The sequence below is a fragment of the Rhizobium acaciae genome (genome assembly GCF_025941625.1).
GTDB classification, from domain to species: domain Bacteria; phylum Pseudomonadota; class Alphaproteobacteria; order Rhizobiales; family Rhizobiaceae; genus Rhizobium; species Rhizobium acaciae.
In genome coordinates this window covers 59,633-85,713 of sequence record NZ_JAPCZO010000019.1, presented here as the reverse complement: position 1 = coordinate 85,713, position 26,081 = coordinate 59,633, and the positions used below count along the sequence as shown (strand labels likewise).

24 protein-coding genes and 2 pseudogenes are annotated in these 26,081 nt (G+C 61.9%); 13 read left to right on the top strand and 13 right to left on the bottom strand.

Features of this window, described 5'->3' with window-relative positions:
- Positions 1–21: 21 nt before the first annotated feature.
- Both OLZ32_RS27145 and OLZ32_RS27140 read left to right on the top strand, forming a co-directional pair.
- Positions 22–2,295, top strand: coding sequence for a tetratricopeptide repeat protein (locus OLZ32_RS27145; RefSeq protein ID WP_264423665.1), 2,274 nt, complete (start codon positions 22–24; stop codon positions 2,293–2,295).
- Positions 2,296–2,385: 90 nt separating this feature from the next.
- On the top strand, positions 2,386–3,174 hold the full coding sequence (locus OLZ32_RS27140; RefSeq protein ID WP_264423663.1) for a DUF481 domain-containing protein: 789 nt from the start codon (positions 2,386–2,388) through the stop codon (positions 3,172–3,174).
- Positions 3,175–3,646: 472 nt separating this feature from the next.
- Here the strand turns inward: OLZ32_RS27140 and OLZ32_RS27135 are convergent, their stop codons facing one another.
- From OLZ32_RS27135 to OLZ32_RS27100, 8 genes are all read right to left on the bottom strand, one after another.
- Positions 3,647–4,378, bottom strand: coding sequence for an LssY C-terminal domain-containing protein (locus OLZ32_RS27135; RefSeq protein WP_264423661.1), 732 nt, complete (start codon positions 4,376–4,378; stop codon positions 3,647–3,649).
- Between the two features lie 21 nt (positions 4,379–4,399).
- Positions 4,400–5,083: a hypothetical protein gene (locus tag OLZ32_RS27130; protein WP_264423659.1), complete on the bottom strand. Its 684-nt coding sequence runs from the start codon at positions 5,081–5,083 to the stop codon at positions 4,400–4,402.
- 18 nt (positions 5,084–5,101) lie between these two features.
- Positions 5,102–5,671, bottom strand: coding sequence for an OmpA family protein (locus OLZ32_RS27125; protein WP_264423657.1), 570 nt, complete (start codon positions 5,669–5,671; stop codon positions 5,102–5,104).
- A 24-nt stretch (positions 5,672–5,695) separates the two neighbouring features.
- The gene (locus OLZ32_RS27120) at positions 5,696–6,118 is read right to left on the bottom strand and encodes a cysteine rich repeat-containing protein (protein WP_264423656.1); all 423 of its coding nucleotides are present in this window, start codon (positions 6,116–6,118) and stop codon (positions 5,696–5,698) included.
- Positions 6,119–6,265: 147 nt separating this feature from the next.
- The gene (locus tag OLZ32_RS27115; RefSeq protein ID WP_264423654.1) at positions 6,266–6,748 is read right to left on the bottom strand and encodes a hypothetical protein; all 483 of its coding nucleotides are present in this window, start codon (positions 6,746–6,748) and stop codon (positions 6,266–6,268) included.
- 158 nt (positions 6,749–6,906) lie between these two features.
- Complete coding sequence (locus OLZ32_RS27110) at positions 6,907–8,424, bottom strand: DUF1254 domain-containing protein (RefSeq protein WP_264423652.1); 1,518 nt, start codon at positions 8,422–8,424, stop codon at positions 6,907–6,909.
- Positions 8,425–8,557: 133 nt separating this feature from the next.
- Complete coding sequence (locus OLZ32_RS27105; protein WP_264423650.1) at positions 8,558–8,758, bottom strand: hypothetical protein; 201 nt, start codon at positions 8,756–8,758, stop codon at positions 8,558–8,560.
- A gap of 116 nt (positions 8,759–8,874) precedes the next feature.
- The gene (locus tag OLZ32_RS27100; protein ID WP_264423648.1) at positions 8,875–9,213 is read right to left on the bottom strand and encodes a DUF2147 domain-containing protein; all 339 of its coding nucleotides are present in this window, start codon (positions 9,211–9,213) and stop codon (positions 8,875–8,877) included.
- Between the two features lie 187 nt (positions 9,214–9,400).
- Between OLZ32_RS27100 and OLZ32_RS27095 the strand changes: the two genes are divergently transcribed.
- From OLZ32_RS27095 to OLZ32_RS27055, 9 genes and pseudogenes are all read left to right on the top strand, one after another.
- Positions 9,401–9,667: a hypothetical protein gene (locus OLZ32_RS27095; RefSeq protein WP_264423646.1), complete on the top strand. Its 267-nt coding sequence runs from the start codon at positions 9,401–9,403 to the stop codon at positions 9,665–9,667.
- 50 nt (positions 9,668–9,717) lie between these two features.
- Entirely contained in the window at positions 9,718–10,734 is a 1,017-nt protein-coding gene (locus OLZ32_RS27090) for an Lnb N-terminal periplasmic domain-containing protein (protein ID WP_264423644.1), read from the top strand.
- A gap of 105 nt (positions 10,735–10,839) precedes the next feature.
- Complete coding sequence (locus OLZ32_RS27085; protein ID WP_264423643.1) at positions 10,840–11,214, top strand: hypothetical protein; 375 nt, start codon at positions 10,840–10,842, stop codon at positions 11,212–11,214.
- A 65-nt stretch (positions 11,215–11,279) separates the two neighbouring features.
- Positions 11,280–12,557, top strand: a complete 1,278-nt coding sequence (locus tag OLZ32_RS27080) for an alpha/beta hydrolase (protein ID WP_406648967.1) — start codon at positions 11,280–11,282, stop codon at positions 12,555–12,557.
- 220 nt (positions 12,558–12,777) lie between these two features.
- On the top strand, positions 12,778–14,580 hold the full coding sequence (locus OLZ32_RS27075; protein WP_264423638.1) for an adenylate cyclase: 1,803 nt from the start codon (positions 12,778–12,780) through the stop codon (positions 14,578–14,580).
- 189 nt (positions 14,581–14,769) lie between these two features.
- Positions 14,770–15,497: pseudogene (locus OLZ32_RS27070) on the top strand (transporter).
- A 121-nt stretch (positions 15,498–15,618) separates the two neighbouring features.
- Positions 15,619–16,178, top strand: a pseudogene (locus OLZ32_RS27065) (DUF1254 domain-containing protein); the annotation flags it as partial.
- A 238-nt stretch (positions 16,179–16,416) separates the two neighbouring features.
- The gene (locus tag OLZ32_RS27060; protein WP_264423633.1) at positions 16,417–17,982 is read left to right on the top strand and encodes a Fic family protein; all 1,566 of its coding nucleotides are present in this window, start codon (positions 16,417–16,419) and stop codon (positions 17,980–17,982) included.
- Between the two features lie 492 nt (positions 17,983–18,474).
- Complete coding sequence (locus OLZ32_RS27055; protein ID WP_264423631.1) at positions 18,475–19,017, top strand: hypothetical protein; 543 nt, start codon at positions 18,475–18,477, stop codon at positions 19,015–19,017.
- A 6-nt stretch (positions 19,018–19,023) separates the two neighbouring features.
- On the opposite strand, the gene OLZ32_RS27050 is transcribed toward OLZ32_RS27055, so the two are convergent.
- From OLZ32_RS27050 to OLZ32_RS27030, 5 genes are all read right to left on the bottom strand, one after another.
- Complete coding sequence (locus OLZ32_RS27050; RefSeq protein ID WP_264423629.1) at positions 19,024–20,511, bottom strand: HAL/PAL/TAL family ammonia-lyase; 1,488 nt, start codon at positions 20,509–20,511, stop codon at positions 19,024–19,026.
- A complete protein-coding gene (locus OLZ32_RS27045; RefSeq protein ID WP_264423626.1) occupies positions 20,508–21,284 on the bottom strand; it encodes an ABC transporter ATP-binding protein in 777 nt (258 codons plus the stop codon). The genes OLZ32_RS27050 and OLZ32_RS27045 overlap by 4 nt, the downstream gene beginning before the upstream one ends.
- 28 nt (positions 21,285–21,312) lie before the next feature.
- Entirely contained in the window at positions 21,313–22,017 is a 705-nt protein-coding gene (locus OLZ32_RS27040) for an ABC transporter permease (RefSeq protein ID WP_029872202.1), read from the bottom strand.
- 10 nt (positions 22,018–22,027) lie between these two features.
- Positions 22,028–22,753, bottom strand: coding sequence for an ABC transporter permease (locus OLZ32_RS27035; RefSeq protein WP_003548670.1), 726 nt, complete (start codon positions 22,751–22,753; stop codon positions 22,028–22,030).
- Positions 22,754–22,971: 218 nt separating this feature from the next.
- Complete coding sequence (locus OLZ32_RS27030) at positions 22,972–23,814, bottom strand: transporter substrate-binding domain-containing protein (RefSeq protein WP_003548669.1); 843 nt, start codon at positions 23,812–23,814, stop codon at positions 22,972–22,974.
- Between the two features lie 196 nt (positions 23,815–24,010).
- Here OLZ32_RS27030 and hutC point away from each other — a divergent pair, with 196 nt between their 5' ends.
- Positions 24,011–24,766, top strand: a complete 756-nt coding sequence (hutC, locus tag OLZ32_RS27025; RefSeq protein ID WP_264423624.1) for a histidine utilization repressor — start codon at positions 24,011–24,013, stop codon at positions 24,764–24,766.
- 416 nt (positions 24,767–25,182) lie between these two features.
- Positions 25,183–26,049 (top strand): SDR family oxidoreductase, encoded by an 867-nt coding sequence (locus tag OLZ32_RS27020; RefSeq protein WP_264423622.1) that lies wholly within the window; start codon positions 25,183–25,185, stop codon positions 26,047–26,049.
- Positions 26,050–26,081 lie beyond the last annotated feature (32 nt).

The window sequence follows — 26,081 nt, the reverse complement described above, 5'->3', positions numbered from 1 at the left end:
CATCGGACAGGGAGCGATTGAGTGGCAGCGTCTGTTCGGTCAGCGGCGGTGAAAGGAATAACCCTCCTGCTTTTCCTGTTGCTGGCCTTTGCCGGTCACAGCCTTGCGAGTGATGCCCTCTCGACGCCCCCTGCCGACCCGCGAATATCGATCCATGAGGGTTTCGTGGACGAAAGGACGTGCGCATCCTGCCACGCCGATCAGGCCGCGGCTTTCTCGAAATCCCACCATGCGAAGGCCATGGCCCTGGCCGACGACGAAACGGTGCGCGGCGATTTCAACAACACCCGGTTCGACCATGACGGCGTCGTCACGACCTTCACCCGCCGCGATGGCCACTTCTTCGTGAACACCGAGGGTGCGGACGGCGGCGAGGGCGAGTTCGAAGTCAAATATACCTTCGCCTACGAACCCCTTCAGCAATATCTCGTCGACATCGGAGGCGGACGGCTGCAGGCACTCGACATCGCCTGGGACACGGCCGGACGGCAGTGGTTCTGGCTCGGCGACGGCACTCCGGCCAGACCTGGCTCGACCTATCATTGGACAGGTCCCTTCTATCGCTGGAACCGTACCTGTATCGATTGTCATTCGACCGATCCCCAGGCGAAGTTTCAACCGCCGACGAATGAATACAAGTCGACCTACGTTGCCACCAGCATCGGCTGTCAATCCTGTCACGGTCCAGGCGCCAGGCACGTCGTTTCGGCGCAATCGGCGGATGTTTCATCTCCAATGACGGAAACAGGCTTGCCGAAAGTCGATGCGGGCATCTGTTTCGCCTGCCACGCCAGACGCACCCGGCTGCTGGACGGCTATCAGCCGGGCAAGCCCTTTCTCGACTATTTCTCCCCCGCCCTGCTCCGACAGGATCTTTATTTCCCGGACGGACAGATACTCGACGAGGTCTTCGAATATGGCTCGTTTCAGCAAAGCAAGATGGCAAGGGCGGGCGTGACCTGTCTCGACTGTCATTGGCCGCACGATGCCGGCCTCAAGGCCGAGGGCAATGCGCTGTGCACGCAATGCCACGCCGAGACAAAGCCCGAGCGCTTCGCCGACCAGGACCCGAGCGGCCTGTTCGACACGCCCGCACACACCCGCCATCAGGCCGGTTCGACCGGAGCGCAATGCACCAACTGCCACATGCCGGAGCGCACCTACATGAAGGTCGATCCGCGCCGCGACCACTCCTTCGTCATCCCGCGGCCCGACCTGTCGGCGAGCCTCGGGACGCCGAATGCCTGCACCACCTGTCATGTCGGCAGAACCAATGATTGGGCCGCCGAGACGATGGACGGATGGTACGGAACGCAATGGCGCGATCGCCCTTCGATCGCCCATGCCTTCGCCGGAGCCGCCAACGGCGATCAAGCAGCAGCGGGGGCTCTCCGCGCTTTTGTCAGCGACCATGACCAGGCGGGAATTGTCAGGGGCAGCGCCATCGCCGCGATGAGCGGGATCGGCGGCGTGGACGTCACCGCCGACATCCGAAGGGCCGCAGCCGATGCCGATCCGCTCGTCAGGCTCGGAGCCGCGGAAGCGGCAGGCAATATCCCGCCGGAGCAGCGGCTCAAGGCGATCGGCAATCTGGTGAGCGATGAAACGCGGGCGGTCCGCGTTGCCGCCGCCAATGCACTCGCCAGCACTCCTCCCGACCTCTTCGGCAATCGGCGAGGCCATTTCGAAACCGCTGTGGCGGAGCTGCGCGCCTATGTCGAAACGAATGGCGACGTGGCGGAAACACAAAGCAGCTTTGGCTTCTTCCTGTTCGCCAGACAGCGTACGGCCGAGGCCGAAGCCGCCTTCCGGCGAGCGATTTCTCTCGACCCGACACTGGCGGCAATGCGCGTCAATCTCGCCGAGTTCTACCGCGCCACCGGCCGGAACGACAGGTCGGAGCAGACTTATTCCGAAGCGATCCGGATCGCGCCCGAACGCGCGGATCTGCGTTACGGACATGCGCTGTCCCTTGTGCGCAAGCAGGCATTGGCCGAGGCGATAACGGAACTTGCAGAAGCGGTGCGCCTCGATCCGCAAAACTCCCGCTACAAGACGACCTTTGCCGTCGCTCTCGATTCGGCTGGCCGGACAGAAGAGGCGTTGGACAGGCTCGATGGTTGGACGGCGGGCGGAGACCCCGACATCATAGGCCTGGCACTCCAATTCAGTCTCAAGCTTCGACGGCTGCCGGAGGCGTTGAAACATGCGGAAGCTCTGGCGCGACTGAGGCCTGAGGACCGGGAGATTTCAGATCTCATCGGGCAGTTGAAGCAGGCGATCAACGGAAAATAGGTATTTAAGCTTGTTCAAATCTACTTCTCGCTGCACAGTGCCGACTCGGGACAGCAGTGCCGAGGCGATAAACGAGATCGGGGGATTCTCATGAAAGCCATATACTTGCGCTCCATTCTGTTGCTGGCGGGCATCTGCGCGGCATCTGTCGGCAATGCCGCCGATGTCACGCCGCTCACACCGGAAGCAAAAACCGTCGAGAGCCAGAGCGGCTGGGAATTCACCTTCGCTCCATATTTCTGGGCTGCCGGCTTATCCGGCGATATTGGGCAGTTCGGGCTTCCGGAAGTCCATGTCGACGCGGATTTCGGCGATATTCTCGACAATCTCGACTTCGCGTTCATGGCCGCAGGCGAAGCAAGATACGATCGCTTCAGCATCGTCGCTGACGTGATCTATACCAAGCTGGGTGCCGATGCCGACACGCCGGCCGGCATCCTTGCCGACAGCGTCGATGTGACGTCGAAGACCTTCGCGGGATTTCTTGGCGTCGGTTACGCCGTGCTCGAGGACCAAAATGGCCACCTCGATGTGGTCGGTGGCATGAAGGTCTGGTCGGCCAAAACCGAGATCTCCTTCAATGGCGGCATTCTGGCCGGAGTGGATGTCGAAGACAGTGCCACATGGGTCGATGCCGTCGCCGGCGTCAGAGGAAACTACTTCTTCACGCCGGAAATCTATCTCACCGGGTGGGGTCTGGTGGGCGCCGGCGGCGCCGATCTCGATTGGGACGTGGCGTTGGGTCTCGGCTACAAGTTCAACGACAGCATCTCGGCGATCGCCGGATATCGCGCACTCGGCGTCAACTACGAGAATGACGGGTTCGTCTTCGACGTCGTCCAGCAGGGGCCGATCTTTGGCGTAGCCATCCACTTTTAAGCGGACAAGCCGCTCGCAGGGGTGCGAGCGCGACGTCCCACGGCACTGAGAACGACGGAAAGAGACGCTATGAAAGAACGGCGGCTCTCTCTTCAGACTGTAATCCGGGCAACATGAACGCGGACCAGCCAAAGCGTCATGCCGGTCTCGCTGAACGCGCTGCGCCTGCGATATGGTAGTGCCCGAAATGCGGATTTGGTCTTGCAACTCCTGAGGAGGGCGTCAGCACCCGACCTTCGATTTCTTCAAGATGACGACATCCATTCTACCTTGTTGCGAAGGAGGTAGATGTCGCGACCTTCGCTTCCGGAGGTCAGGAACCGTTCCGGTTGCTTCTGGTCCGGATCATGATGAAAACTTCGGCGAGCAGTGCCGTCGCCTCGAGAAGGAGTGGGAAGCTTTCGTTGAGCCGCGGGGCTCCGATTGGGTTTCCCGTTCACGATCGCCTCGCCCTGGTCCAGCTGTCGCCGTCCTATTGCTTGGCAGCCGATTTCAGGACAAGGACCCCAACAAGGATTCGACCGTCGGTGAAGTACGGGTCGCCGCCGCCGTTGCGACCATCTTTTGTCGCACCGACGCCTGCGCGCTCGTAGGTCATGGAGATCTGTCCGGCGGCCTTGAGGTCGCCGATCACCAGTTCGCGCTCGGCGTCGAGATCGGGTCCGATATGGTGGGTGATCTGCCCGGTGTCGTGGCTGACTCCGACGCCGCGGTCGAAGCTGGCGGAGCCCAGCCACAGCGGCTGGCCGTCGGCGCCGGCCGTCGCCGTGCGCCAGAGGCGTATATGGTGGCGCTCGTCCGCGCTGCGCCCGACGGGCTTTTCAAAAGCCAGATCCTGCTTCCGGCCGTCGAAGAACAGCGGGCTGACGGGCGCATCGAGATCCGGCCGATCGAGCGCCACGCTCAGGCCGATTTCGACCGAGGAGAGCAATGTGATCCTGTCGGCCGGATCCCAGCCCGAGGCGGCGAAGGCCTTGATCACCTGCTGCTGCGGGCCGACGAGCCCGACGTTGATCGGGTCGCCCGGAATGTCGTCGTCGGTTGTAGTGACCATCCGGCTGAGATCGGCAACGGTGCTCCGGTCGCGGAAGATCCAAAGCTCCGGCATGACCAGGTAGCAGACGAGCAGATAGGCCACGAGGACGGCGACAAGAACGCCCGCAGCCGACTTCCATCTGCCTCGACTGCTTCTCCCCTGTTCCATTGCAATGTGCCGCTCCCGACTTCAGTAGCAGGGCGGATACGGATAGTAGCCGCAAGGGGGGTGATAGTAGTATGGCGCGGAAGCAGCCGCGGCACCGATGGCCGCACCCGTCGCGACTGCGGCGCCGTAGCGCGCCGCCGGGTGCGCGTACCATCCGCCATGGAAGCCGACAGCACCCACGCCGACCACGCCGACGCGCCCCATTCCGGCGCGCGCCACGAACATGTCGATGAAAAGCGAAGCCGGGCCATTGGCCTTTGTGAGTTCGCCCTCGAGAACCTTGACGTCAAAGATCAGAGTGCCGCCGTCCAGCTTTGGCTTGGTCAGGACCACCACCGCGTCGTCGATAGCGGCGCCATCGCTGCTCATGACGGAGATCGTCGCGTTAGGCGGGTCGATCGCGAAGCTGTCCTTGCCCTCGTCCCATTCCTTGATGAACTCGGTCGTAAGAACATGTCCGGCCGATCGTACGGGACGATCGGCGAACACGATGGAGTTCGGGGTGACGCCCGTCATCGTCAGCTTGCCGTCGACCAGCGTCGCCCCGCTGGAGTTGAGGACGGCGAGCGACGGCACCATCTTCGTGGCCGTGGTCGCTCCAATGGTCTTGGCGGCGGGTGCCGTGATCGCGTCTTCGGCCGCCGCTCCCGCGAACGACACGAGGCAGGCTACGGCGAGAGTGCCGATCCGTATATCGCGTTTCATGGAGAATTCTCCTGTTTGCTACTTCACGAGACCGAGGTTCACGAGCTGGACGCGCCGATTGTCGGCGGCCTGCGGGTTCGACGGATCCACGAGCCACTCCTCGCCGACGCCGATCGCGAACAGACGGTCCGGAGCGATGGCGAAGGTCGTCGACAGCGCCTCCGTAATCGCCTTCGCCCGCTTCTGGCTGAGGTCCAGATTGTGCTTGGCGTCGCCCGTCGAGCTCGTGTGTCCGACGACAAGGAACTTGTAGCGCCGCAGGTTCGGATGATGCAGGGCGTCGGCGATCATGCCGACAGTGCGATAGGATTTCGGTTCGATGGCGACGGAGTCGTTCTCGAAGTCGATCTCGACGATGAGCTGCGACAGCTTCGAAAGTTTCTGCCAGTCGGGAAGCGCGGCGACGCCTTTGCCTGCACTCGCCGCCGCTTCTTCCATAAGCAAGGCGAGGTCGATGGCCGGCGCTCCACCCTGCAATCTGCCGAGCGTGCGCACCACCTGCGGACCGCTCAGTTCCTGGGTGAACGAGTAGCCGGGTGCGAGCAGCAGTCCGGCGGCAAATATCGTCGCAAGTCGAAAGCTCTTCATGATCCTTTTTCCCTTCAACATCGTTCACCGCCAGCCGGCGTCGATGATCGCCTGGCCGCACTGGCCTTCGTTCACGCGCGTCGCCTTGTTCAGGCAGGAAAGAATGTTTCCCTCGCCCACCACGCCGCTGCAGAACTGTGCAACATAGTGCTTGCACATCGCGGTGAACGACGACTGGGCGGCAAGGCGCTGCTCGATCGAGGTGGTGACGCTCGCCAGTGTCGAGGTGCAGGTCGGCGAGACTTTTGCGGCATGGGTCTCGAGGCAGTTCTGGATGCGGCCGCTCCCGAGGTTCAGGCCCTTGCAAAACTTCTTGATGTCGGATCCGCAATCGTTGGCGAGCGTGCTCACCGCGTCGGCAAAGCTGATGGTGTCGGCACGGGCCGCACCGCTGAGTACCAGGAACGCGACCAGCGCCCCTCCTAACAGTCTGGTTCTCGTCGACATGCTACCCCCATCGTGAACGATTGATCGTCGGAGAAACTCTCCGCACGCATCTGGTGCGCTTTCGGGGATGAGAAGGGAAGTATGTTACAGTTACATGGACCGTAGGAGACGGCGTTCAACGCGTCGCCGCGCCGATGGATGTGGAAGCTACTCGCCGTGCTCTGGCGGCCGATCCTCCATCGCCTTCCCGACCCTATCCAGCTCGAGCAAGGAGCAGAATAGTCCGAAGAGCGTCGCCGTGACATACAGGCTCTTCACGAAGGTCTGAGCGAGCGGCGGAAAGGCGTCGAGTTCCGGCAGGTGCCTGAAGAAGATGGCCGAGAAGAGCGCACCGCCGAAGAAGAAGCTCACCCTGCTGGCGAAGAAGAGCAGATGCGCCACGAATACGCTGTGAAACGGCCGGGTGACCGGCACCCATTTCAACCGTGTCCAGTAACAGCAATGAAGCAGCGCGGCGCTGGCAACAATCCCGCCCTGGTCAGAGAGAGCGAGCATGGCGCTCCCGAGGTGGGTGATCAAGCCGTGAAAGATGGGGAACACGATCCAGAACAGGGTCAGGGCCGCGGCGGTCTGAGCTGCGAGGAGACCCAGATAGATCCATGGTGCCGACGGCCCTGATCTTGATTTCAAGCTCCGCCTCCCCGCAGTCCTGCTGATCGTTGCTATGGCGCATGAGCCAGAAGTCTCAAGGCGCCGTGGGTGATGCCGGCGGCGCACGCATGTTTCCGGCCGAGGCCGATCCGACATACCAGTCGGATCAGCATTGGAGTTCATCGCATATTCGAGCGTCACTCGACCGGTTCGAACTCTCCTGGCTTCCAGGTCTTGTCGAACCATGGCTCCAGGGGCCCGTAGAGGCGAAGAAGGACGTTCCAGCCCTTGCCCGGCACTGTCTGGACCCAGTTGGCCTCATGGCCTTTTGGCGCCGTCGGACCGAACCAGACATCGACGGACGAGTCCGCGTTGATCAAGATATCTTTCTTGTCGCTTCCGATACTGGGGAATTGCCGGTCCGTCTGCAGCATCGAACGCGTCTGGTTGTCATAGGCCACGAACGACCAGAATTCCTTTGCAGGAATGTTTGGCGGCAGGTGAATTTTATAGGTCTTGCCGCCGTCGAACGGCTTGCCGTCCTTGTCGGTCGTGGCGCCGGCATATTGCGAGCCGACGCCGACGCGCTTTATCGCCATCGCCGGCGTGATGCCCGTCGCGTAGTAGTGGAACAGGACGCGGGCATCCAGATAGCGAACGCCGGGCTGCAGAAGAAACTCGTAGCTGCCGCCGACAAAGCCGGTGAACCAGGCACTGTTCGGATAATAATAGGCGTCCTTCATGCGCGTCTTGAAGGTGATGGTGCGCGCCGTTGCATTGCCGACGGCCACGGCTTCGGTGAGGATCTTCTTCATTCGTTCGTCGGGTGCGAAGGCTTTGCCCTTGACGATGCCGATCGCTGCGAGCTGTCCCAGCACTTCCGGATGATAGGCTTCGTTCGGCTCGTACTGGACGATGGCGTTCACTTCCTCGTAGAAATGGAAATTATTGGCATGGATCGTGTTGAACTCCTTGCCTGAGACGTTGACGATCTTCATGGGCGGCGGACTCCCAGCCTCCGAAAGCGGATAGACCTTGGCGAATTTCCTGGTGTTTTCGACGGCCGTCGTCGTGGTGCCGCTTTCGAGGAAGCCGCGCCAGAAGAACAGGTTCCCGTAGGTCGAGGACCGCAATACGTGGTAACCCTCGGGGACTACGCCGTCGTAGCCCGGTGGCAAGAGCAGGTACTTTCCACCCTTGCCCTTGTCCGGGCCGGCATTGCCGACGTCCCCGACATATTGGAACCAGTGGTTGTCGATCATGCCCAGTATGTTGGGCGGCGTTTCGATGACCAGCGGACCCGCCTTGGTGTCGAGCCACATGAGATTGTAGATGCTTTCGGTGTTGCCGGTCAGGAACAGCGAATGCGAATCCATGAGATTTTCGAATATCAGAATGGTTTGGTTGTTGTCGGCGCCCTGGCCGGCCAGTCCAACCCGAAGGGCTTCGACCGAAGCGCCGGGCATCGCATTGAGAAAAGCGTCCACGCCTCGCATGAAATCGAGATTGTCATAGATCTTTTCCGAAGTTGCGTCGTCCGGAAAGCCGTCGAAAAAGTTCAGCTTGCCAATCCTGGTGTCGACGCTCTCCGGCGTGACGATCGAATCCGGTATCGGCGTCGCCATCTTCGTCTTCGGTGCTTCGGCGGAAGCGGCCCCCCAGCCCATCAGCAGCACCGCGGCAGTAGCGTAAACCCGTCTCGTCGCGCTTTTCATTGCTCTCTCCTTGTCGACCGCCCCGTCGGTCGTTTTTCATGAGGTCGCCAATCTGTGTGCATTCGGCGGCGCGAAGGGAAGTATGTTACGGTTACACGACCGTAGCTTGCGGCGGGCCGCGGCCGGACGCCGGCTAGAACTTTACCGCCAGTCGCGTGAAGACGCCGTGCTGGGTGGCGTCATACTGGAAGCCACCTTCCTGATAGCCGGTGTAGAGCGCCTTGTAGCCGACAGACGAAGCGAGCGTGTCCGTCCAATTGTAGCCGACCGTCGCGGTTCCCTGCAGAGTGATGTCGGACGCGACGCCGTAGCCGCCGACGTCGGCCATTGACATCCACGAACCATTTGCTGTTGTCGAGGCTTCGACATGTCTGCCGCGGGCGCCGGCGCAAGGGATAGCCGATCACGCCAGAAACACCCGTATGTTACCTTATCGGATTGTCCCGCGGACTATTGGCGTGACCATTTCTGCGACTCGCAGACGACCTTCATCACGCAGCCTTTGAGGGTGACGGTGTCGCCGGAGACGCTGATGGTGCCGTCGTAGGTCTTCTTCGCGCCAGGATCGGTGATCTTGCCGGAATAGCTGCCGCCGCTGCCTTCGAACGCGCCGATCTTCTCGCCGGTATGCTTGCCGCTCTTCAGCGTGATGCAGAAACCGCCGCCGCACGGCTCGATCGCGGCGGTGTCGCCGAGCGTCGTCTTCCAGTTCCCGACGATCGGCTCTGCTGCGCTCGCCAGTCCGGCCGACATCAGCAGTGCTGTGACGGAGATCAGGATGGGTTTCATGGTAGGGGTCCTCGCATGGCTGGCCCGCCGCCGGGCCGGTGACCGAATGGACCACACATGCGCTGCCGACCGCAAGAAACTCGCGGTGTGTTACTGTAACCTACATGGAGCCGGCCGGGTTCTGTGCCATCCTCACGACGACGACGCGATATGCGCCCCCCGCGTCGCCTGGCCGGGAGCCGATGCAATGGAATACGACACGGAGTTCGCCAAGCGCAGATTTCCCGAGCAGACTCTGGAGATCGAAGCGCTTGCCTCCCGCAGTGAAAGCTTCCGGGAACTGTGCAATGACTTTTCCATCGCCGACCAGCTCGTGCGGGACTGGGACTCGTCTACGGCTCCGGAACGAGACGCCCGTTATGCCGAGGCGCTGGAACTCATGGACGGCCTCGCCGCGGAAATCCACACCATGCTGGACTTTGCCAAGGTCGTTCCATTACCGGTCGCCAGATGAACGCGCGCTCCGAATCACCGGCACTTCGGCAGCAACGGAAAAGGTACGACATGCATCGACTGATGGCGATCATCCTGATCTTCGCGGTCGCTCTGATCATGGCGGCCTTGGCAGCCTGGGGTTCCCTCGCCCTATGGTATCGCCTGTCCCTGCCCGATGCCGGCCGGGCGATCGGCGCTGGCGTCTTCCTCCTCTTTGGTCTCTTCTCTGTGGCGGCGCTTGCCAGCCGGCTACGCATCAAAGCACTCCTTTCCTTCGTGGTCGTCTTCGCGCTCGTTCTCTTCTGGTGGAACTCGATCAAGCCGGACGCGAACGCCGCATGGGCGCCGGATGTCGCCCGCCAGGTCACGGGTCGGGTCGAGGGAAATTCGCTGACCTTGACCGACGTCCGGGACTTCGAGTGGCGAAGCAATTCCGACTTTACCGAGCGGTGGACGACGCGAACCTACGATGTGAGCAAGGTGAGGACGGTCGACCTGTTCATGTCATACTGGGCGGGGCCGAAGATCGCCCATGTCATCTTCAGCTTCGGCTTCGAAGGCGACGAGCAGCTTGCTTGGTCGATCGAGGTACGCCACAAGGTCGGCGGCGGGTTTTCTCCCCTTGCCGACCTCTTCAAGAACGACCCGCTGGTGGTTGTTGCCGCGGACGAACGCGACGTCGTCGGCGTCCGCTCCAACGTGCGTGGCGAGGACGTCCAGATCTACCGGCTGAGAGCCACTCCCGAGCAGGCGCGGAACCTGCTGCTCGAGTATGTCGCCGAGGCCAACGCGCTCGCCCGGACGCCGCAGTTCTACAACTCGATCACGACGAACTGCACGACGACCGTGGCCAAGCTGATGCGGGTCGCTGGAGACAAGGTGCCGTTCGACTGGCGGCTGATCGTCAATGGTTATCTTCCCGACTACGCCTATGACCGGGGAGCCGTCGACACGTCGATGCCGCTCGACCGCCTGCGGGAGATTGCCAAGATCGACGTGCGGGCGCGGGCGGATGGATTGTCGCCCAACTTCTCGAAGGCGATCCGTCTCGGCGTGCCCCTCCCCGTCGTCGTCGCCAGGCCGTAACGTACAGTAACATACGAAGGGAATCGCGATGATTGAGGCATGGTCCGCCCTGTCAGGAATTCCAGGGGCGAAGTTTCGCCTATGCCCTTATCCAGGACCGAACTTATGAACCTCATCAAGCACATTCAAAACCTCGCGGCGGCTGCGGCCATCCTGATGATGGTGGCCGCGCCAATGCTCGCTCCGACCTCGGCCGAAGCCCGCCGTGCGGTGGTCGGCTGCGGAGCCAGAGGATGTGCGGCCGTCGGCAATCGCGGCGCCGTCGTGGTCCCTCGCGCGTCCGTCAGGCGCGGGGTCGTCGTCGTCAATCCTCGCCGCTATTGGCCCGCCGGGGGTGCGATCGCGGCTGGAGCCGCCATCGGATTCATCGCGGGCGCCGCGGCGGCCTCGGTCGCCGGAACGCCGCCGAAGTCCGGCATGTGCTGGTATTATACCGACAGCACCAAAAAGACGGATTTCCGGGACGTCTGCCCACAATAGCGACCGCCGTGAGCATCGAGCGCGGCGAATCGATTTCAACAGGGGACTTGAGCTTGTTTGCTTCGTTGACTGCTGGTCGTATCCGGCGACTTCTTCCATGCCTCGTGCTGGTCGTGCTCGCTGGCTGCGGCGGACATCCGAAGGGCGTACTGTCACCCGTTGCAGACACCGCGCCGGATACCAGTCGCGTCGACATGCTCGTCGCGACCACGCGCGCCCGATCGTCTGTTCCGGGCGAGATGTTTACGGGCGAGCGTGCCCGGACGCCGTCCTTCGCGCAGATGAGAGTTTCACTGCCCAAGGTCCGCAAGGAAGGCGACGTCGCCTGGCCGAGGAAGCTGCCTTCCAATCCGAAGACCGACTTCGCCACGCTGAAGGCCGACGAGCTCAGTCTCGAGGGGGCGAAAATCTGGCTGAACGCCTCGGTCAAAAGGAACCGCGACCAAAGCGTGCTGGTCTTCATCCATGGCTTCAACAACCGCTTCGAGGATAGCGTCTACCGCTTCGCTCAGATCGTCCACGATTCCAATGTCCACAGCACGCCGGTCCTTGTGACCTGGCCATCGCGCGGCAGCCTGCTCGCCTACGGTTATGACCGCGAGAGCACCAACTACACGCGCAACGCGCTCGAGACGCTATTCCAGTATCTCGCCAAAGACGCGACCGTGAAGGAAGTCAACGTGCTGGCCCACTCGATGGGCAACTGGCTGGCGTTGGAAGCGCTCCGGCAGATGGCGATCCGCAACGGCGGTCTTCCGGTGAAGTTCAAGAACGTCATGCTGGCCGCTCCGGACGTCGACGTCGACGTCTTCCGGTCGCAGATCGAGGACATGGGCGACCCTCATCCGCAGTTCACGCTCTTCGTGTCGCAAGACGACAAGGCGCTTGCCTTCTCGCGGCGGGTCTGGGGCAACATCCCGCGGCTCGGTTCGATCGATCCGGAAACCGCGCCGTACAAGGCCGAACTCGCCGACTACAAGATCTCGGTGATCGATCTGACCAGGATCAAGGTCAGCGACGACCTCAATCACAGCAAGTTCGCGGAATCGCCGCAAGTCGTCCAGCTCATCGGCGCGCGGCTGTCCGAAGGGCAGACGCTGACCGACAGCCGGGTCGGCCTCGGCGACACGATCCTTGCAGGGACGACGCATGTGGCTGCGGCGGCCGGAAGCGCCGCGGGCCTCGTACTGACCGCCCCCGTCGCCGTGCTCGACGCCGATAGTCGCAGCAACTACGCCCATCATGTCGGCGGTCTGACCGGACAAGACGGCGGCACGCAGAAGATCGCGGTCAAGAACTGCGCTGCGACGCCGGCCGACCCGGCCTGCCGGAAGCAACGATAGCAGGAGGCGCCCGCTTGAAGTTCGGCCGCCACGCCTGGCACGCTCTTCGTCATGCCCGTTCATCGCCCTCATCGTCCCCAACCGGTTGCCCGGCCCATAGGTGATCCGCCTTGAAACTTCTTTCAGGTAGACGAAGAGCTCTCCGGGGGTTAGGTTGCATAAGGGGACTTTAATACAAGCTTTAACTGTCGCGCACCTGTGTGACGAGGGGGAGGATGCAATGCAGACCTCGGTGCCTTTGCCTGACGATCAGGCCGAGCGCCCCTGTCCGAACCATGAGGAGGTCAGGGCGCAGCTTGAGCGGATTCTGTCCAGCCGCGAGTTTCCCCGCGCCGGACGTGGCGCTGCCTTCCTGAAATATGTCACCGAGGAAACGCTTGCAGGCCGGTCACAGCGTCTCAAGGCGTATTCGATCGCCATCGAAGTGTTCAACCGAAGCGCAGGCTTCTCGCAGGAGGATCCAGTCGTCCGCATCGAGGCCGGACGTCTTCGCCGGGTCATCGAACGCTACTATCTCGTTGCAGGCCAACGCGATCAGATCCGCATCGATATCCCCAAGGGCGGCTACGTTCCGACCTTTACGTGGAACTACGCGCCGACGAAAGCGGCCGGGGATGCGCCGAACGGAGACGTCGTCGAACCCCGGGTTTTCGCGTGGCGGCGACGCGCCTGGCCCATGCTGGCCGCGCTCGTGGCATTCGTCTGCGCGGGGCTTGGCTACTACGCGGGAGTTCTGACGGGGCCGGCCACCGGTCGTTCCGCCGGGCAGGTTCCGGGCGAGCCGACCCTTGTAATCGCACCTTTCGCGGACCTTGGCGACGGCCCCCAGGCTGCACGATATGCCGCCGGCCTGACCGAGGAGCTTCTAACCGCCCTTCCCCGCTTCAAGGAGATCACCGTCTTCGGCCGCGAGACATCGAAGGCACTGCCTCCAGGCGTCGAGGCGTCGCAGGTGCGCGAGGGACTTGGCGCGCACTACCTTCTCGCGGGCGGGGTCCGCGTCGCGGGCGACAAGATACGCGTGACCGTGCGTCTCGTCGACACCTCCGAAGGATCCATCCTGTGGTCGCAGCACTACGACGAGGATCTGGACACGCACGAGCTCTTCGTTATTCAGACGGATGTCGCGAGCAAGGTGGCGACGGCGATCGCCCAGCCTTACGGCATCATCGCGAAGTCGTTGGCGGCCAACCCGCCGCCGGACGATGTCGGCGTCCATGACTGCACGTTGCGCTTCTACGCCTACCGCGAGGAGCTGAACCCGGAAGCGCATCTGATCGCGCGCGACTGTCTGCAGAACGCCGTGGCGCGTTTCCCAGGCTACGCGACCGCTTGGTCGATGCTCTCGTTCATCCATCTCGACGAGGGGCGCTTCGGTTTCAATCCACAAAGTGACAAGGCTACCGCGATGGAGCGATCGCTGGGTTCGGCGCGGCGGGCGGTCTCGCTCGAACCCGACAACACTCGCGCCCTGCAGGCGCTCATGACGGCCCTATTCTTCAACAACGAGACGAAAGAAGCCTTCGAGGTCGGCGAAGCGGCGCTCGCCGCCAACCCGAACGACACGGAGTTCCTCGGGGAACTCGGAACGCGCGTCGCGTTCTCGGGGCAATGGAAGCGCGGCGCGGAACTGCTGGATCGTGCGATCGAGCTCAATCCGGGCGGTGCGGGATATTACTTCGGGACACGCGCCCTGATCGCCTGCATGCTCGACGAGCATGAGATGGCGGTGCAGCTGATCCGTAAGGCCGACCTGCAGAAATTCCCACTCTTCCATGGCGTTGCGGCGGTCATCTATTCCGAGGCGGGCCTGCTGGCGGAAGCAAAGCGCGAGGGCGAGGTGTTCATGAAAATGCGCCCTGACTATCTGCCCAACATCGTGACCGAGAACCGGAAGAGAAACCTGTCGTCGAAGGACAGCATGCGCATGATCGCAGCGCTTCGGCGGGCTGGACTGCCAGTACCCAGCGCGACGGATATCGAAGCCGAGTTCAGCGTCTCCGACGCCTCATACGGCCCGTGAAGGCCGTACGCTACAGTAACATACGTTTCTTCTTCCTGCCCGTTCCGTCATTCTTCCAGCGCATGATCCGAGGCTCGCTCACCGCCAGCCTCGGCATCGGATGGAGACAGAGCAAATGGCAGGACCACATCGAACCGCACTCTCCCGCTGAAGAGGTCACTGACGCTCGCCGTCGCCGCGACCCTCGGCATGGGGGCGCTGGCCTACGGTCAGGATTCCAGCTCTGATCTCGCCAAGAAACTTTCGAACCCGATCGCCTCGCTCATCAGCGTTCCCTTCCAGCAGAACTATGACCATGGCTATGGTCCACTCGATGGCGACAAGGCGACCCTGAACATCCAGCCCGTGATCCCCTTCTCGCTGAACGCCGACTGGAACCTGATCTCCCGCACGATCCTTCCCGTGACCTACCAGAACTACATCGCCGGGCCATCCGGCTCGCAGTTCGGTCTGGGCGACGTCCTTCAGAGCTTCTTCCTGTCGCCTGCCGAGCCGACCGATGGCGGCGTCATCTGGGGCGCGGGACCCGTCTTCCTCATCCCGACCGCGACCGACGATCTGCTCGGCGGCGAGAAATGGTGCGCAGGACCGGCCATTGTCGCGCTGAAGCAGGACGGCCCCTGGACTTATAGCGTGCTGGCCAACCACATCTGGTCGTTCGCCGGCAACGAGGACCGCAACGACATCAGCAACACGTACATGCAGCCCTTCCTCTCCTACACGACGCCGACGGCATGGACGTTCGCGCTGAATACGGAATCCACATACGACTGGAAGACGCATGATTGGTCGGTGCCGATCAATGTGACCGTCTCGAAGTTGGTCAAGGTGAACGAGCAGCCGATCAGCCTGACGGCCGGACTTCGCTACTGGGCGTCGGCGTGCGGGTCGGGCTGACCTTCCTGTTCCCGAAGTAGTCGCAAAACAGCGCCTCATGGTCAGGACCAGGTCGGCTCTTTCGATCGACGTCCGCGACAGCATGACCCTTCCCCCGCCACCGTGCCGATCGCACGACGCGAACCGAAAGGACGTCCAAAAATGCTCACGAAACGCGATCTGCTCCGCTCTGCCGGTGGTGGCCGCATTCGTCGCCGCAACGGCGAAGTCCGAACAAGGCCGAATGGCCGAGCCTGCTGGAGGCCAAGGACATCGCTGAAGAAGGCTTCGTCTACGGCCTGCCGCTGGTGATGAACTACGCGGTGATGCAGGAGTTCGCCGTGGACAAGAACTCGGGACAGTTCAAGGCACCGTTCAACCACATCAACAACATGCAACATGTCGCCACTCCGGACGATACGGCGGTCATCACGCCGAACAGCGACACGCCCTACTCGATCCTATGGCTGGACTTGCGGGCCGAACCGATGGTCATCTCGGTGCCGACGGTCGAGAAGGAACGCTATTACTCGGTCCAGCTCATCGACGGCAACACCTACAATTTCGGCTATATCGGCTCGCGCGCCACGGGAAGCGAGCCGGGCTCCTATCTCGTTGTCGGACCCGACTGGAACGGCGAGAAGCCCGGAGGCATCAAGCAGGTCTTCACCTCGAGCACCCCGTTCGTATTTGCCAACTTCCGAACACAGCTTATCGGACTGGTGACTTCGTCCCGCTAGGCGATCATCCTTCCAGCCTGCTCGTCTTTTGAAAGCCTGGCGTCCTCCTGGAGCTGGAATAACGGACGCAGAGACGCTTAAAACTAGTGCGATTCAAAAACATGAAACTAGCGCGGCTGATATGCAAGTTATTAGTGTTTGAAAAAGGCGTAAAATTAGTGCAATAACAATGCACAAAAGTAGTGAACCCCCTGCCTACCCCTCGCCGCCGGAGGCCAACATGGCGAAACCTAACGAACTGCTCGCGACGTCCCTGGCTGAACTGAGGGGAGTGACGCAGAACGGAACCCGATCGGTGGTAAAATCCGAAGAGCTCAGCCGTGTCCACCGGGAACGACTACAGGACAATGGGTTCCTCGAAGAAATCATGAAGGGCTGGCTTGCTGTGAACTCGCGACCGTCGGCCAGCAACAGAATTGATGCGGCATGGAGCACCGTCTACTGGGAGTTCGTTGCCAAGTATCTCGACGACCGCTTCGCCGATGGATGGCGGCTCTCCGCGGAGGCGTCCGTGGCGCTATGGTCAGAAAACCACTCCATTCCTGGGCAGGTTATCGTCAGAAGCCCGAAGGCGAACAATCAACTTGTGAAACTACCGAGCAATACATCGCTCTATCTGCTGCGCTCAAAGGAAAACGAGGTCGCCGAGACGAGAGAACGATTGAGATTGATGTCGGTGGAGGAGGCGATCTGCAATCTGTCGCCGGAGTCGTGGAAAACGGCAGCGACCGATGTCATCGCGGTCATTGGCTCCATCCGCGGAACAAGTACGTTGCTGCAATACCTGTTGGACGGCGGCCGGAGCCACGTCGGCGGTCGTATCGCTGGAGCCCTGCGCCATCTCGGCAGGACAAGAGACGCGGACACGATCATCAAGACCCTGGAATCGGCCGGCTACAACCCACACGAGAACAACCCGTTCGACACGGCAGTCAACGTGGTCACGCTGGACGCGCGACGTACTCAAGCGCCGTCCGCTACCCGGATCAAGAACCTCTGGGCGAAAATGGCGAAAGACGTCCTCGATCACGTCGGATTCCAGCAAGTGCGTATCAACGACCGGGACGGATATATCGCGGACATTGATGAGCGCTATGTGGCCGACGCCTTGAACTCGCTTTCGATCGAGGGTTACGAGGTGTCGGAAGAGCTGATCCGGAGGGTACAGGACGGTCAATGGAAACCGGACGAGGACGCCAGGGACTACGAGACCAAGAACGCGCTTGCCGCCAAGGGATACAGACTGGCTTTTGAGGAGGTGCGGGAGGACATCAAGAAGATCCTTGATGGAGCGCCTACCGGCGAACTGCTCGAGGCACGGCACCAAGATTGGTTCCGTGCCATGTTCAGTCCCTCGGTGAACGCAGGCATCATCAAGGCGCATCAGCTGGCTGGCTATCGGTCGCACAATGTTTATCTGCGAGGATCTTCGCATGTCCCGTTGCCGCCACATGCGATCGCCGACGCGATGGACGCGCTCTTCGAAAGCATTTCGGAGGAGTCCGACGCGCGCGTGAAGGCGATCCTCGCGCCGTTCCTATTCACCTATATCCACCCATTCCCGGACGGGAACGGACGCGCGGCGCGCTTTATTATGAATGCGCTTCTTGCTGAGAGCGGAGCGCCATGGACCGTCATACCTGTCGCGCGCCGTGACGAGTACATGAACGCCTTGGAAGAGGCGAGCCAGCACGAAAACATCGTCTCCCTCACAAACTTTGTCTCCGAGCTGGTTAAAGCGCCGGCACCATCCACGCAATCCACCGGTGGCCGGAAAGGCAACTAGAGCAGAGGCAGGTCCGGCTGCTCCTGCCGCTTGCCTCAAGGCCGGCATTGACACCGAGAGTCAACGCGCACTTCATTCATTTCGTGACAGGCTCGGCAGGTTCGACGCCAGTCCCTCCGCGACCTTACCGAGCGGTGACGGCGCAGATATTCAGCCCGCTCGATTGCTCCACGTGACGGAGGCCAAGATCCGTCCGATGCGGCAATTCGTCCTGCATTGGCGCCACGTTGCGGTGAGTGGCCCAGTGCGTGAAGGATGGCCGGGTCCGCTGCTGGCGACCCCTGAACGCAAAATTCAAAGGTCCGAGTCTTAGCGCGACATTGGCTGCCCTATCTCGCCGATCCACGATTGCGGTATATCGTGCCATCGTGAAACTCCTCAGTCATAGTGCGACAGCTTCAGGTCTGAAAAAAAAGCGCGGCGCAGTAGTAGCAAAAGCTCAACCTTCTTTTGGTATCGCTGGAGACGATTGCGTTGGAGACGATTTCGGCGATGAAAATTCCGACAGTGATGGTTCTGATGGCGGCACTTCTGCAGCCGGTCTCAGCCTTCGGCGAGACCGAATGGATAGGCGGCGCGAGACAATGGTCGGTCGGCTTTGCCAACGAAAGCCCGCATCCCTATTGCCGCCTGCTGTGGGACAGCGAGATCGGCAAGACGATGGAATTCCGGCAGAGCGCGACCGAGACGTTCTGGCTGGTCGCAAAGACCACATGGGACATTCCGGCCGACACCAAGACCGAGGTGACGCTGACCGATCGTAAGGTGACGAAAGTGATCGCTGCCGATTTCTTCGACAAGAACACGCTTCGCCTCTGGGGCCCGGCCAGCAAGGGGAGCGCCGGGCTGAAGAAGATCATCAAGAATTCCTTTTCCGGAATGCCTGACGTGCAGATCACCTTTGCCGGCGACGAAGGCGACTGGACGCTGCCGCTCTCGCGGGTGGATCAGCTCTATCCGACCTTCGTCCAGTGCCTCAAACGTCTCGAGGTCGGCGAAAAGCCAAAGCAGAATTCCGAAACCCAGCCGTTCTGAGGCCGATCAGAACGGCGGCGCAGTCTCGCCGATCAGGCTGCGGACAGCCTCGATATCGCCGTTGAGCGGCCGTTCGTCGCCATAATGGGAAACATGTTCCCGCACCGCCTTGTAGACAAGGTCGGTGCCTGGCGCCCGCGGCGCGGTGGCCGCCAGGAAATCATGCGCCTGGGCAGCGGCCATCAGCTCGATCGCCAGGATATATTCGGCATTGTCGATGACGGTGAGCAGCTTGCCGGCGGCGGCCGTCGGATGCGCGAGAAAATCTTCCTGCAGGCCGGAGGTCAGCCCGCCGTCCATGGAAGCGGGTGCGGCAAGGCGGCGGTTTTCGTTGCTGAGTGCGGCAGCGGTATATTGGGCGATCATCAAGCCCGAATGGCTGCCGGCATCGCTGGCCAGAAAGGGCGGCAGGCCGCTCACCAGTGGATTGACCAGCCGGTCCATGCGCCGCTCGCTGATCGCGCCGAGCTGTGCGAGCGCAATCGCCAGGCTATCGGCCGCCTGCCCGAGCGCCGGGGCGACCGCATGCGCCTCGGAGGAGACGATCGGCTGTTCCGGCGTGCCTGAGACCGCCGGATTGTCCGTCACCGAGGCAAGCTCCTGATCGACGACGCGGGCGGAATTGTCGAAGACGTCGCGGGCGGCGCCATGGGCATGCGGCACCGAACGAAGGCTGAGCGCATCCTGCGTGCGCCGGCCGAAGGCGGCGGCGACAAGGCCGCTGCCGGCAAGCCGCGCGCGCAGGCTCGCTCCGACCTTCTCTATTCCCGCCGATGGGCGCAGTGCCAGCACGGCGGCGTCGAAGGCGGCGATCTGGCAGCCTGCCGCTTCCAGCGTCAGGGCTGCGATCGCATCGGCCCAGTCGAGCAGCCGTTCGGCGCGTGATAGCGCGACAGTGGTCAAGCCGGTGGCGCAGGCCGTGCCGTTGACAAGGCTCAAGCCCTCCTTGGCGCCGAGCACCAGCGGTTCGAGCCCGATCGCAGCAAGCGCCTCGCGGCCGCTCATGCGCCGGCCGCCCAGGTGAGCGCTGCCTTCGCCGATCAGAACAAGGGCAATATGGGCATTGTGGACGAGATAACCGGCAGAGCCCTTGGATGGCACGTCGGGAATGCAATCATGTTCCAGCAGGGCCGCAAGATGCTGGACGATCTCGCGCCGCACGCCGGAATGGCCATGGGCGAAATTGGCAATCTCGGCGGCGATGATGGCGCGCACTTCCCGGGCGGCCAGCAATGGCCCGACGCCGCAGGCATGGCTGAGCACGATGCTGCGCGACAACAGGCTCTGCGAGGCCCGATCGACCACCGTATCCGCCAATGCCCCGACGCCGGTATTGACGCCGTAGGCGCGCACGCCCGTCTCGACGATGCGCGCAACGATGCGGCTTGCCTGCTCGACCCGCCCCCAGGCGGCGAGCGACAGCGCAAGCGCTTCCCCTGCCCCGACGCGCGCGACATCGCGCCAGGTGAGCCCCGCATCGATGGTGATCGTCATTGACCGCTTCCGAAATGGCCGATGAACTGGCGGAAGGCAGGTGTCGCGCCGCCGGTGAACATCTCGTCCGGCTTGCCGCTGCTTTCGATCAAGCCTTCGCGCATGAAGACGACGCGGTTCGAGACGTTGCGGGCAAAGCTCATCTCATGGGTGACGACGAGCATGGTCATGCCTTCCTCGGCAAGCGCGCGCATGACGCGCAGCACCTCGCCGACAAGCTCCGGATCGAGCGCCGAAGTCGGCTCGTCGAACAGCATCACCTTCGGTTTCATCGCCAGCGCCCGGGCAATCGCCGCACGCTGCTGCTGGCCGCCGGAAAGATGGGCCGGATAGGCATGACGTTTATCGGCGATGCCGACCTTTTCCAGCAGCGCTTCGGCCTCGGCGATGCAGTCGGCGCGCGGCCGCTTCAACACATGGATCGGGCCCTCGATGACGTTCTGCAGGATCGTCATGTGGGACCAGAGATTGAAGGACTGGAACACCATGCCGAGCTCGGAGCGGATATGGTCCACCTGCTTCTGGCTGGCCGGCTTGCTCCGCCCGCCCTTGTGCACCATGCGGACCTCCTCGCCGTCGACCCAGATCTCGCCGCCACTGGCGGTCTCGAGCATATTGATGCAGCGCAGAAAGGTCGACTTGCCGGAGCCGGAGGCGCCGAGCAGCGAAATCACGTCGCCGTCTTCCGCATCGAGGGAAATGCCGCGCAAGACCTCGTGCGTACCGAAGCTCTTGCGGATATTGCGGACCGATAGTCGGGTTACGCCTGGCATGGGTGCTCCAATCGGGTCAAAAAGCCGCTTACGCCTTCAGCGCCTGCGGGGCGGCGCGGCGGTGTCGGGACAGCGAATATTCGAGCAGAGCCATGCCCTGCAGGATGATGAAGTTGAGGACGAGATAGATGATCGCCGCGCAGAGAAAGACTTCCATCGTACGGTAGGTCTGCGAGATCAGCCGCTGGGCGACGCCGGTCACTTCCCAGACGGTGACGAGGCTTGCGAGCGCCGTCGACTTCATCATCAGCACGATCTCGGTGGAATAGGCCGGCAGCGCGTGGCGGAAGGCGATCGGCGCCAGGATACGGCGGACCAGCAGGAAGCCGGACATGCCGATCGAGCGCGCCGCTTCGATCTCCTTCGGCGAGACGGCGCGAATGCCGCCACGGAAGATCTCCGCCGTGTAGCCGGCGGTGCAGAGCGCCAGCGACAGCACGGCGCAGACCATCGGCTCGCGCAGGAACGGCCAGAGGAAGGAATAGCGGATGAAGCCGAACTGGCCGAGGCCGTAGAACACCAGGAACATCTGGATCAAAAGCGGCGAGCCGCGGAAGATGAAGATGTAACCCTTGGCGAATCTAGAAAGCACCGGATTGCCGCTGGTCCGCATCCAGACGATGACGAGCGCCAGCAGGCCACCTGTGATGATCGACAGCGAAAACAGGATGAGCGTCGTCGGTACGGCCTTGAGCAGGGTGACCAGGGTCGAGGCGATGAAGGTGAAATCCATTGTCGCCTCCTTACGCCTGGCCCATGGCCGATGCCGGCATGCTGCGGTTGGCGCGGCGCTCCGCCCCGTTGAAGACGCGGTCCGAAAGACTGGTCAGGAGTAGATAGAGGCAGCCGCCGGCGATGAAGAACAAGAAATATTGCCGGGTCGAGCCTGCCGCCACCTGGCTGGTTCGCATCAGCTCGGCAAGCCCGGTGACGGAGATCAGCGCAGAATCCTTGAGACTGAGCTGCCACACGTTACCGAGGCCGGGAATGGCGAGGCGAAACACCTGCGGCATGATGATGCGGCGAAGGCGCATGCCGCGATGCATGCCGATCGCCGAGGCGGCTTCGAGCTCGCCCTTGGAGATGGCAAGGAAGGCGCCGCGGAACACCTCCGCCTGATAGGAGCCGGAAATGATGCCGACGGCAAGCGCGCCTGCGATAAAGGAGGGCAAGCCGAGGAAACCCTCGTAACCCATTGCCTTGCCGATCGCGGTGACGGCCGAGGAGCCGCCGAAATAGATGAGATAGATGATCAGCAGTTCGGGCACGCCGCGAAACACGGTCGTATAGACGTTGCCGAGCGTGACGAGGATAAGATTTCCGGAGAGTTTCGCCGCCGCGACGATCGCGCCGAGCACCGCGCCGATCGCCAGCGCCGTTGCCGTGACGGCCAGCGTCATCAAGGTGGCGGCAATGAGCAGCGCGCCCCATCCCGTCGACCCGAAGCCGAGCAGTTCCAAGCTTGCCATATCGTCCGTTCCCCGTCCGTGGCAGTGTTTTGCGGATTGACACCAGAGCATGATGCCGAAAAGTGTCAGCGGTTTTCGGACGACATCATGCTCTAGCTCTCTCATTTAGAACAGGATTCAGATTTTGGGCCGACCCGGCCTAAAATCATCCTGTTCGAGCATGCTGTCTCCGGCGATAAAGCCGGAGACAGGTGTATGCGGCCGAAAGGCCGAAACGCTTACTGCTGCGGGCTGACGTCCATCTTGAACCACTTCATCGACAGGGTCTTGACCGTGCCGTCGGCAAGCGTCGACTTGATCGCCTCGTTGAACTTGTCGCGCAGGTCGGTATCGGCCTTGCGCAGGCCGAGACCTTCACCCTCGCCCCAGATCGAGCCGGCGATCTCCGGGCCGGTGAAGGCGAGCGTGTCGTTGGCGGCCTTGAATGCGTTGGCGAAATAGACGGCGTCATCGAAGCCGAGGTCGATACGGCCGTTCTGCAGGTCGAGATCGCGATCGGCGCCGGTCTTGTATTCGCGGATCTCGGCGATGTCGCCGAAATTGTCATAGACGAACTTGGCGTAGACGGTGGCCGCCTGGATGCCGATCGTCTTGCCCTTGAAGACTTCCTTCAGCGCGTCGATCTCCTTCACGCCGGTCTGGCCGGGCGTCATCTTGATCGTGGCGCCGGTGCCGGCGGCGTTCGCCAGCGGGCTATCCTTGGCGGCGGCGAAGGCGGCGGGCGTGGCGGCATAGGGAATGGTGAAGTCGATGATCTTCTTGCGCTCTTCGGTAATCGACAGCGCATCCATGATAACGTCGAACTTGCCGGCGTTGAGCGCCGGGATCATGCCGTCCCAATCGGAGGCGACCAGCGTGCACTCGATCTTGGCGCGTTCGCACAGCACCTTGGCGAGTTCCGGCTCGAAGCCGCCGAGCGTGCCGTCGGCATTGGTGAGGTTCCAGGGCGCATAGGCGCCTTCGAGAGTAATCGTCGCCTTCGTCCAGTCCTTGGAAAAGGCAGGCGCGGCGAAGGCGGAAAAAGCCGCCACGCCACAAAGCAGGATTGCGCTGAATTTCATTTGTGAATTCTCCTCTGGAGTTGAAACAGACCTTGCGGCACCACGGCCGATCTTCGCCGGCTTGCCCTTTCCTGTCCTATTTTTCTCAAAGAACCGATTGGGGACTTGTATATGGTACCATATGAGATATTTTGTGATATGCAAGAGGGAAAGTCGATTTATGTGGCGAATTCCATTCGTGCAAAAGGAATAGGCAATGAAACGTCCCGGCGAGATGAAGCGCGAACTGGCGGAAAATGACAGCACCCCGCTCTATGCCGGCGTCAAGCAGGTGATCCTTGACCGGATCCAGAGCGGCGAGTGGCCGCCGAAATATCGGGTGCCGTCGGAAAACGAGCTGGTCGTCGAGTTGGGCGTCAGCAAGATGACTGCCAACCGGGCGCTGCGCGAACTTGCCAACGAGGGCGAACTCATCCGCATCCAGGGCGTCGGCTCCTTCGTCGCCGAGCGCAAGGGCTATTCGGCACTGTTCGAAGTCCGCAACATTGCCGAGGAAATCGCCGAACGCGGCCATGTCCATGAGGCCGCCGTCGTCGTTCTCGCCCAGGAAACCGCCTCTCCCGAGGTTGCCGACGCGCTCGAACTGCCGATTGGTGCTGCGGTTTTCCACTCGCTGATCGTCCACAGCGAAAATGGCGTTCCGGTGCAGATCGAGGACCGCTTCGTCCATCCAGAAGCCGCCCCGGAATATCTCGCTCAGGATTTTTCGACGCTGACACCGAACGCCTATCTGACGGCCGCGGCCCCGCTCAGCGGCTCCGAGCATGTCGTCGAGGCGGCGATGCCGCAGGCCTGGGAATGCAAGCTCTTGACCATCATGAAGACCGAACCTTGCCTGACGATCCGCCGGCGCACATGGTCGGCGAAGCAGGTGGTCTCAACCGCCCGCCTCGTCTATCCCGGCCACCGCTACCGGCTGGAAGCGCGCAGCGGCAAGATGTTCGATGAATGAAAACACCGCGACGTTGTATATGGGACTTCAGCTCTCAAAAAGCTTCGGGACGACTAGGTAATAATGCAGGACAGCCAGATCGTTGGGGAAGGCGCGCCATCTTTTGACGAGATTCTTGGAAGCTGTGCTGAGATGGAGCGTGAGCTGAACCGTTGAGCTGAGCGGCAGTCGATCGCTGCTGCGACACTGGGGATCAAGCCGCACCCGGATAATTGATCGGTGGCAGCTTGCTGTCCAATTATCTAATCGTGATTCATGCGCCAAGCTCATTGGCGGTGCCTCCTACACCGATAGCGAGAAGTTGAGAGACAGCCAACAATCGGACTGCTCGAGTGGGATAAAAGAACGGTTCCCTCGGGGAAGCGTTACCGCTTGGGGATGTTTGCCGTTTTGCAACCATCAAGGAGACCGTAACGATGACCGACGAAACGCGCCGTCCGACGCCGCCCTATCCTGCGCAGCAGCAGAAGCCGCCTGGCCAGACCGCGGCCATGCAGCCTGTCCCGGACCATGGTGAGAAATCCTACAGGGGAAGCGGAAAGCTCGATGGTAAAGCTGCGCTTATTACTGGTGCGGATTCGGGCATTGGCAAAGCCGTGGCGATCGCCTTTGCTCGAGAGGGCGCGGATGTGGTGATCTCATATTTGAGCGAGGACGAGGACGCCAACGACACCGCGAAATGGGTCAGGGAAGCAGGTCGCAAAGCTGTCATCGTCTCCGGCGACATCAAGTCGGAAGATCACTGCAAAGTACTCGTGCAGCGGACCGTCGATGAGTTGGGCGGTATCGACATTTTGGTAAACAACGCCGCTTTTCAGCGCACTTGTGAGGACATTTCCGATATCGATGCCGAAGAGTGGGACGAGACCTTTCGCACAAACATCTATGCACCTTTCTTTCTCGCGAAGGCGGCGATCCCGCACATGGCGCCAGGCAGTGCCATCATCAACACCACCTCCATCCAGTCGCGCCAACCGTCGCCCCAGCTGCTAGCCTATGCATCAACGAAAGGAGCCATTTCCAACTTTACGGCGGGACTTGCGGAGATGCTCGGCGAGCGAGGCATCCGCGTCAATGCGGTCGCGCCCGGCCCGATCTGGACGCCGCTCATACCCTCGACAATGCCGGCCGAAAAAGCTGCTAACTTTGGAAGAAATGCACTGATCGGGCGGGCTGGGCAGCCTGCGGAGCTTGCGGGAGCCTACGTCCTGCTCGCTTCAGATCTCGGCAGCTACATGACCGGAGCCATCATCCCGGTAACCGGCGGGGAAATCATGATATAATCCTAGTGGCACATAGGAAGAAGGCCGCCAAC

Coding starts and splice junctions, on each gene's coding strand:
- OLZ32_RS27140 (WP_264423663.1), top strand. CDS start 2,386: ATGAAAGCCATATACTTGCGCTCCATTCTGTTGCTGGCGGGCATCTGC.
- OLZ32_RS27135 (WP_264423661.1), bottom strand. CDS start 4,378: ATGGAACAGGGGAGAAGCAGTCGAGGCAGATGGAAGTCGGCTGCGGGC.
- OLZ32_RS27130 (WP_264423659.1), bottom strand. CDS start 5,083: ATGAAACGCGATATACGGATCGGCACTCTCGCCGTAGCCTGCCTCGTG.
- OLZ32_RS27125 (WP_264423657.1), bottom strand. CDS start 5,671: ATGAAGAGCTTTCGACTTGCGACGATATTTGCCGCCGGACTGCTGCTC.
- OLZ32_RS27120 (WP_264423656.1), bottom strand. CDS start 6,118: ATGTCGACGAGAACCAGACTGTTAGGAGGGGCGCTGGTCGCGTTCCTG.
- OLZ32_RS27110 (WP_264423652.1), bottom strand. CDS start 8,424: ATGAAAAGCGCGACGAGACGGGTTTACGCTACTGCCGCGGTGCTGCTG.
- OLZ32_RS27105 (WP_264423650.1), bottom strand. CDS start 8,758: ATGTCAATGGCCGACGTCGGCGGCTACGGCGTCGCGTCCGACATCACT.
- OLZ32_RS27100 (WP_264423648.1), bottom strand. CDS start 9,213: ATGAAACCCATCCTGATCTCCGTCACAGCACTGCTGATGTCGGCCGGA.
- OLZ32_RS27095 (WP_264423646.1), top strand. CDS start 9,401: ATGGAATACGACACGGAGTTCGCCAAGCGCAGATTTCCCGAGCAGACT.
- OLZ32_RS27090 (WP_264423644.1), top strand. CDS start 9,718: ATGCATCGACTGATGGCGATCATCCTGATCTTCGCGGTCGCTCTGATC.
- OLZ32_RS27085 (WP_264423643.1), top strand. CDS start 10,840: ATGAACCTCATCAAGCACATTCAAAACCTCGCGGCGGCTGCGGCCATC.
- OLZ32_RS27075 (WP_264423638.1), top strand. CDS start 12,778: ATGCAGACCTCGGTGCCTTTGCCTGACGATCAGGCCGAGCGCCCCTGT.
- OLZ32_RS27060 (WP_264423633.1), top strand. CDS start 16,417: ATGGCGAAACCTAACGAACTGCTCGCGACGTCCCTGGCTGAACTGAGG.
- OLZ32_RS27055 (WP_264423631.1), top strand. CDS start 18,475: ATGAAAATTCCGACAGTGATGGTTCTGATGGCGGCACTTCTGCAGCCG.
- OLZ32_RS27050 (WP_264423629.1), bottom strand. CDS start 20,511: ATGACGATCACCATCGATGCGGGGCTCACCTGGCGCGATGTCGCGCGC.
- OLZ32_RS27045 (WP_264423626.1), bottom strand. CDS start 21,284: ATGCCAGGCGTAACCCGACTATCGGTCCGCAATATCCGCAAGAGCTTC.
- OLZ32_RS27040 (WP_029872202.1), bottom strand. CDS start 22,017: ATGGATTTCACCTTCATCGCCTCGACCCTGGTCACCCTGCTCAAGGCC.
- OLZ32_RS27035 (WP_003548670.1), bottom strand. CDS start 22,753: ATGGCAAGCTTGGAACTGCTCGGCTTCGGGTCGACGGGATGGGGCGCG.
- OLZ32_RS27030 (WP_003548669.1), bottom strand. CDS start 23,814: ATGAAATTCAGCGCAATCCTGCTTTGTGGCGTGGCGGCTTTTTCCGCC.
- hutC (WP_264423624.1), top strand. CDS start 24,011: ATGAAACGTCCCGGCGAGATGAAGCGCGAACTGGCGGAAAATGACAGC.
- OLZ32_RS27020 (WP_264423622.1), top strand. CDS start 25,183: ATGACCGACGAAACGCGCCGTCCGACGCCGCCCTATCCTGCGCAGCAG.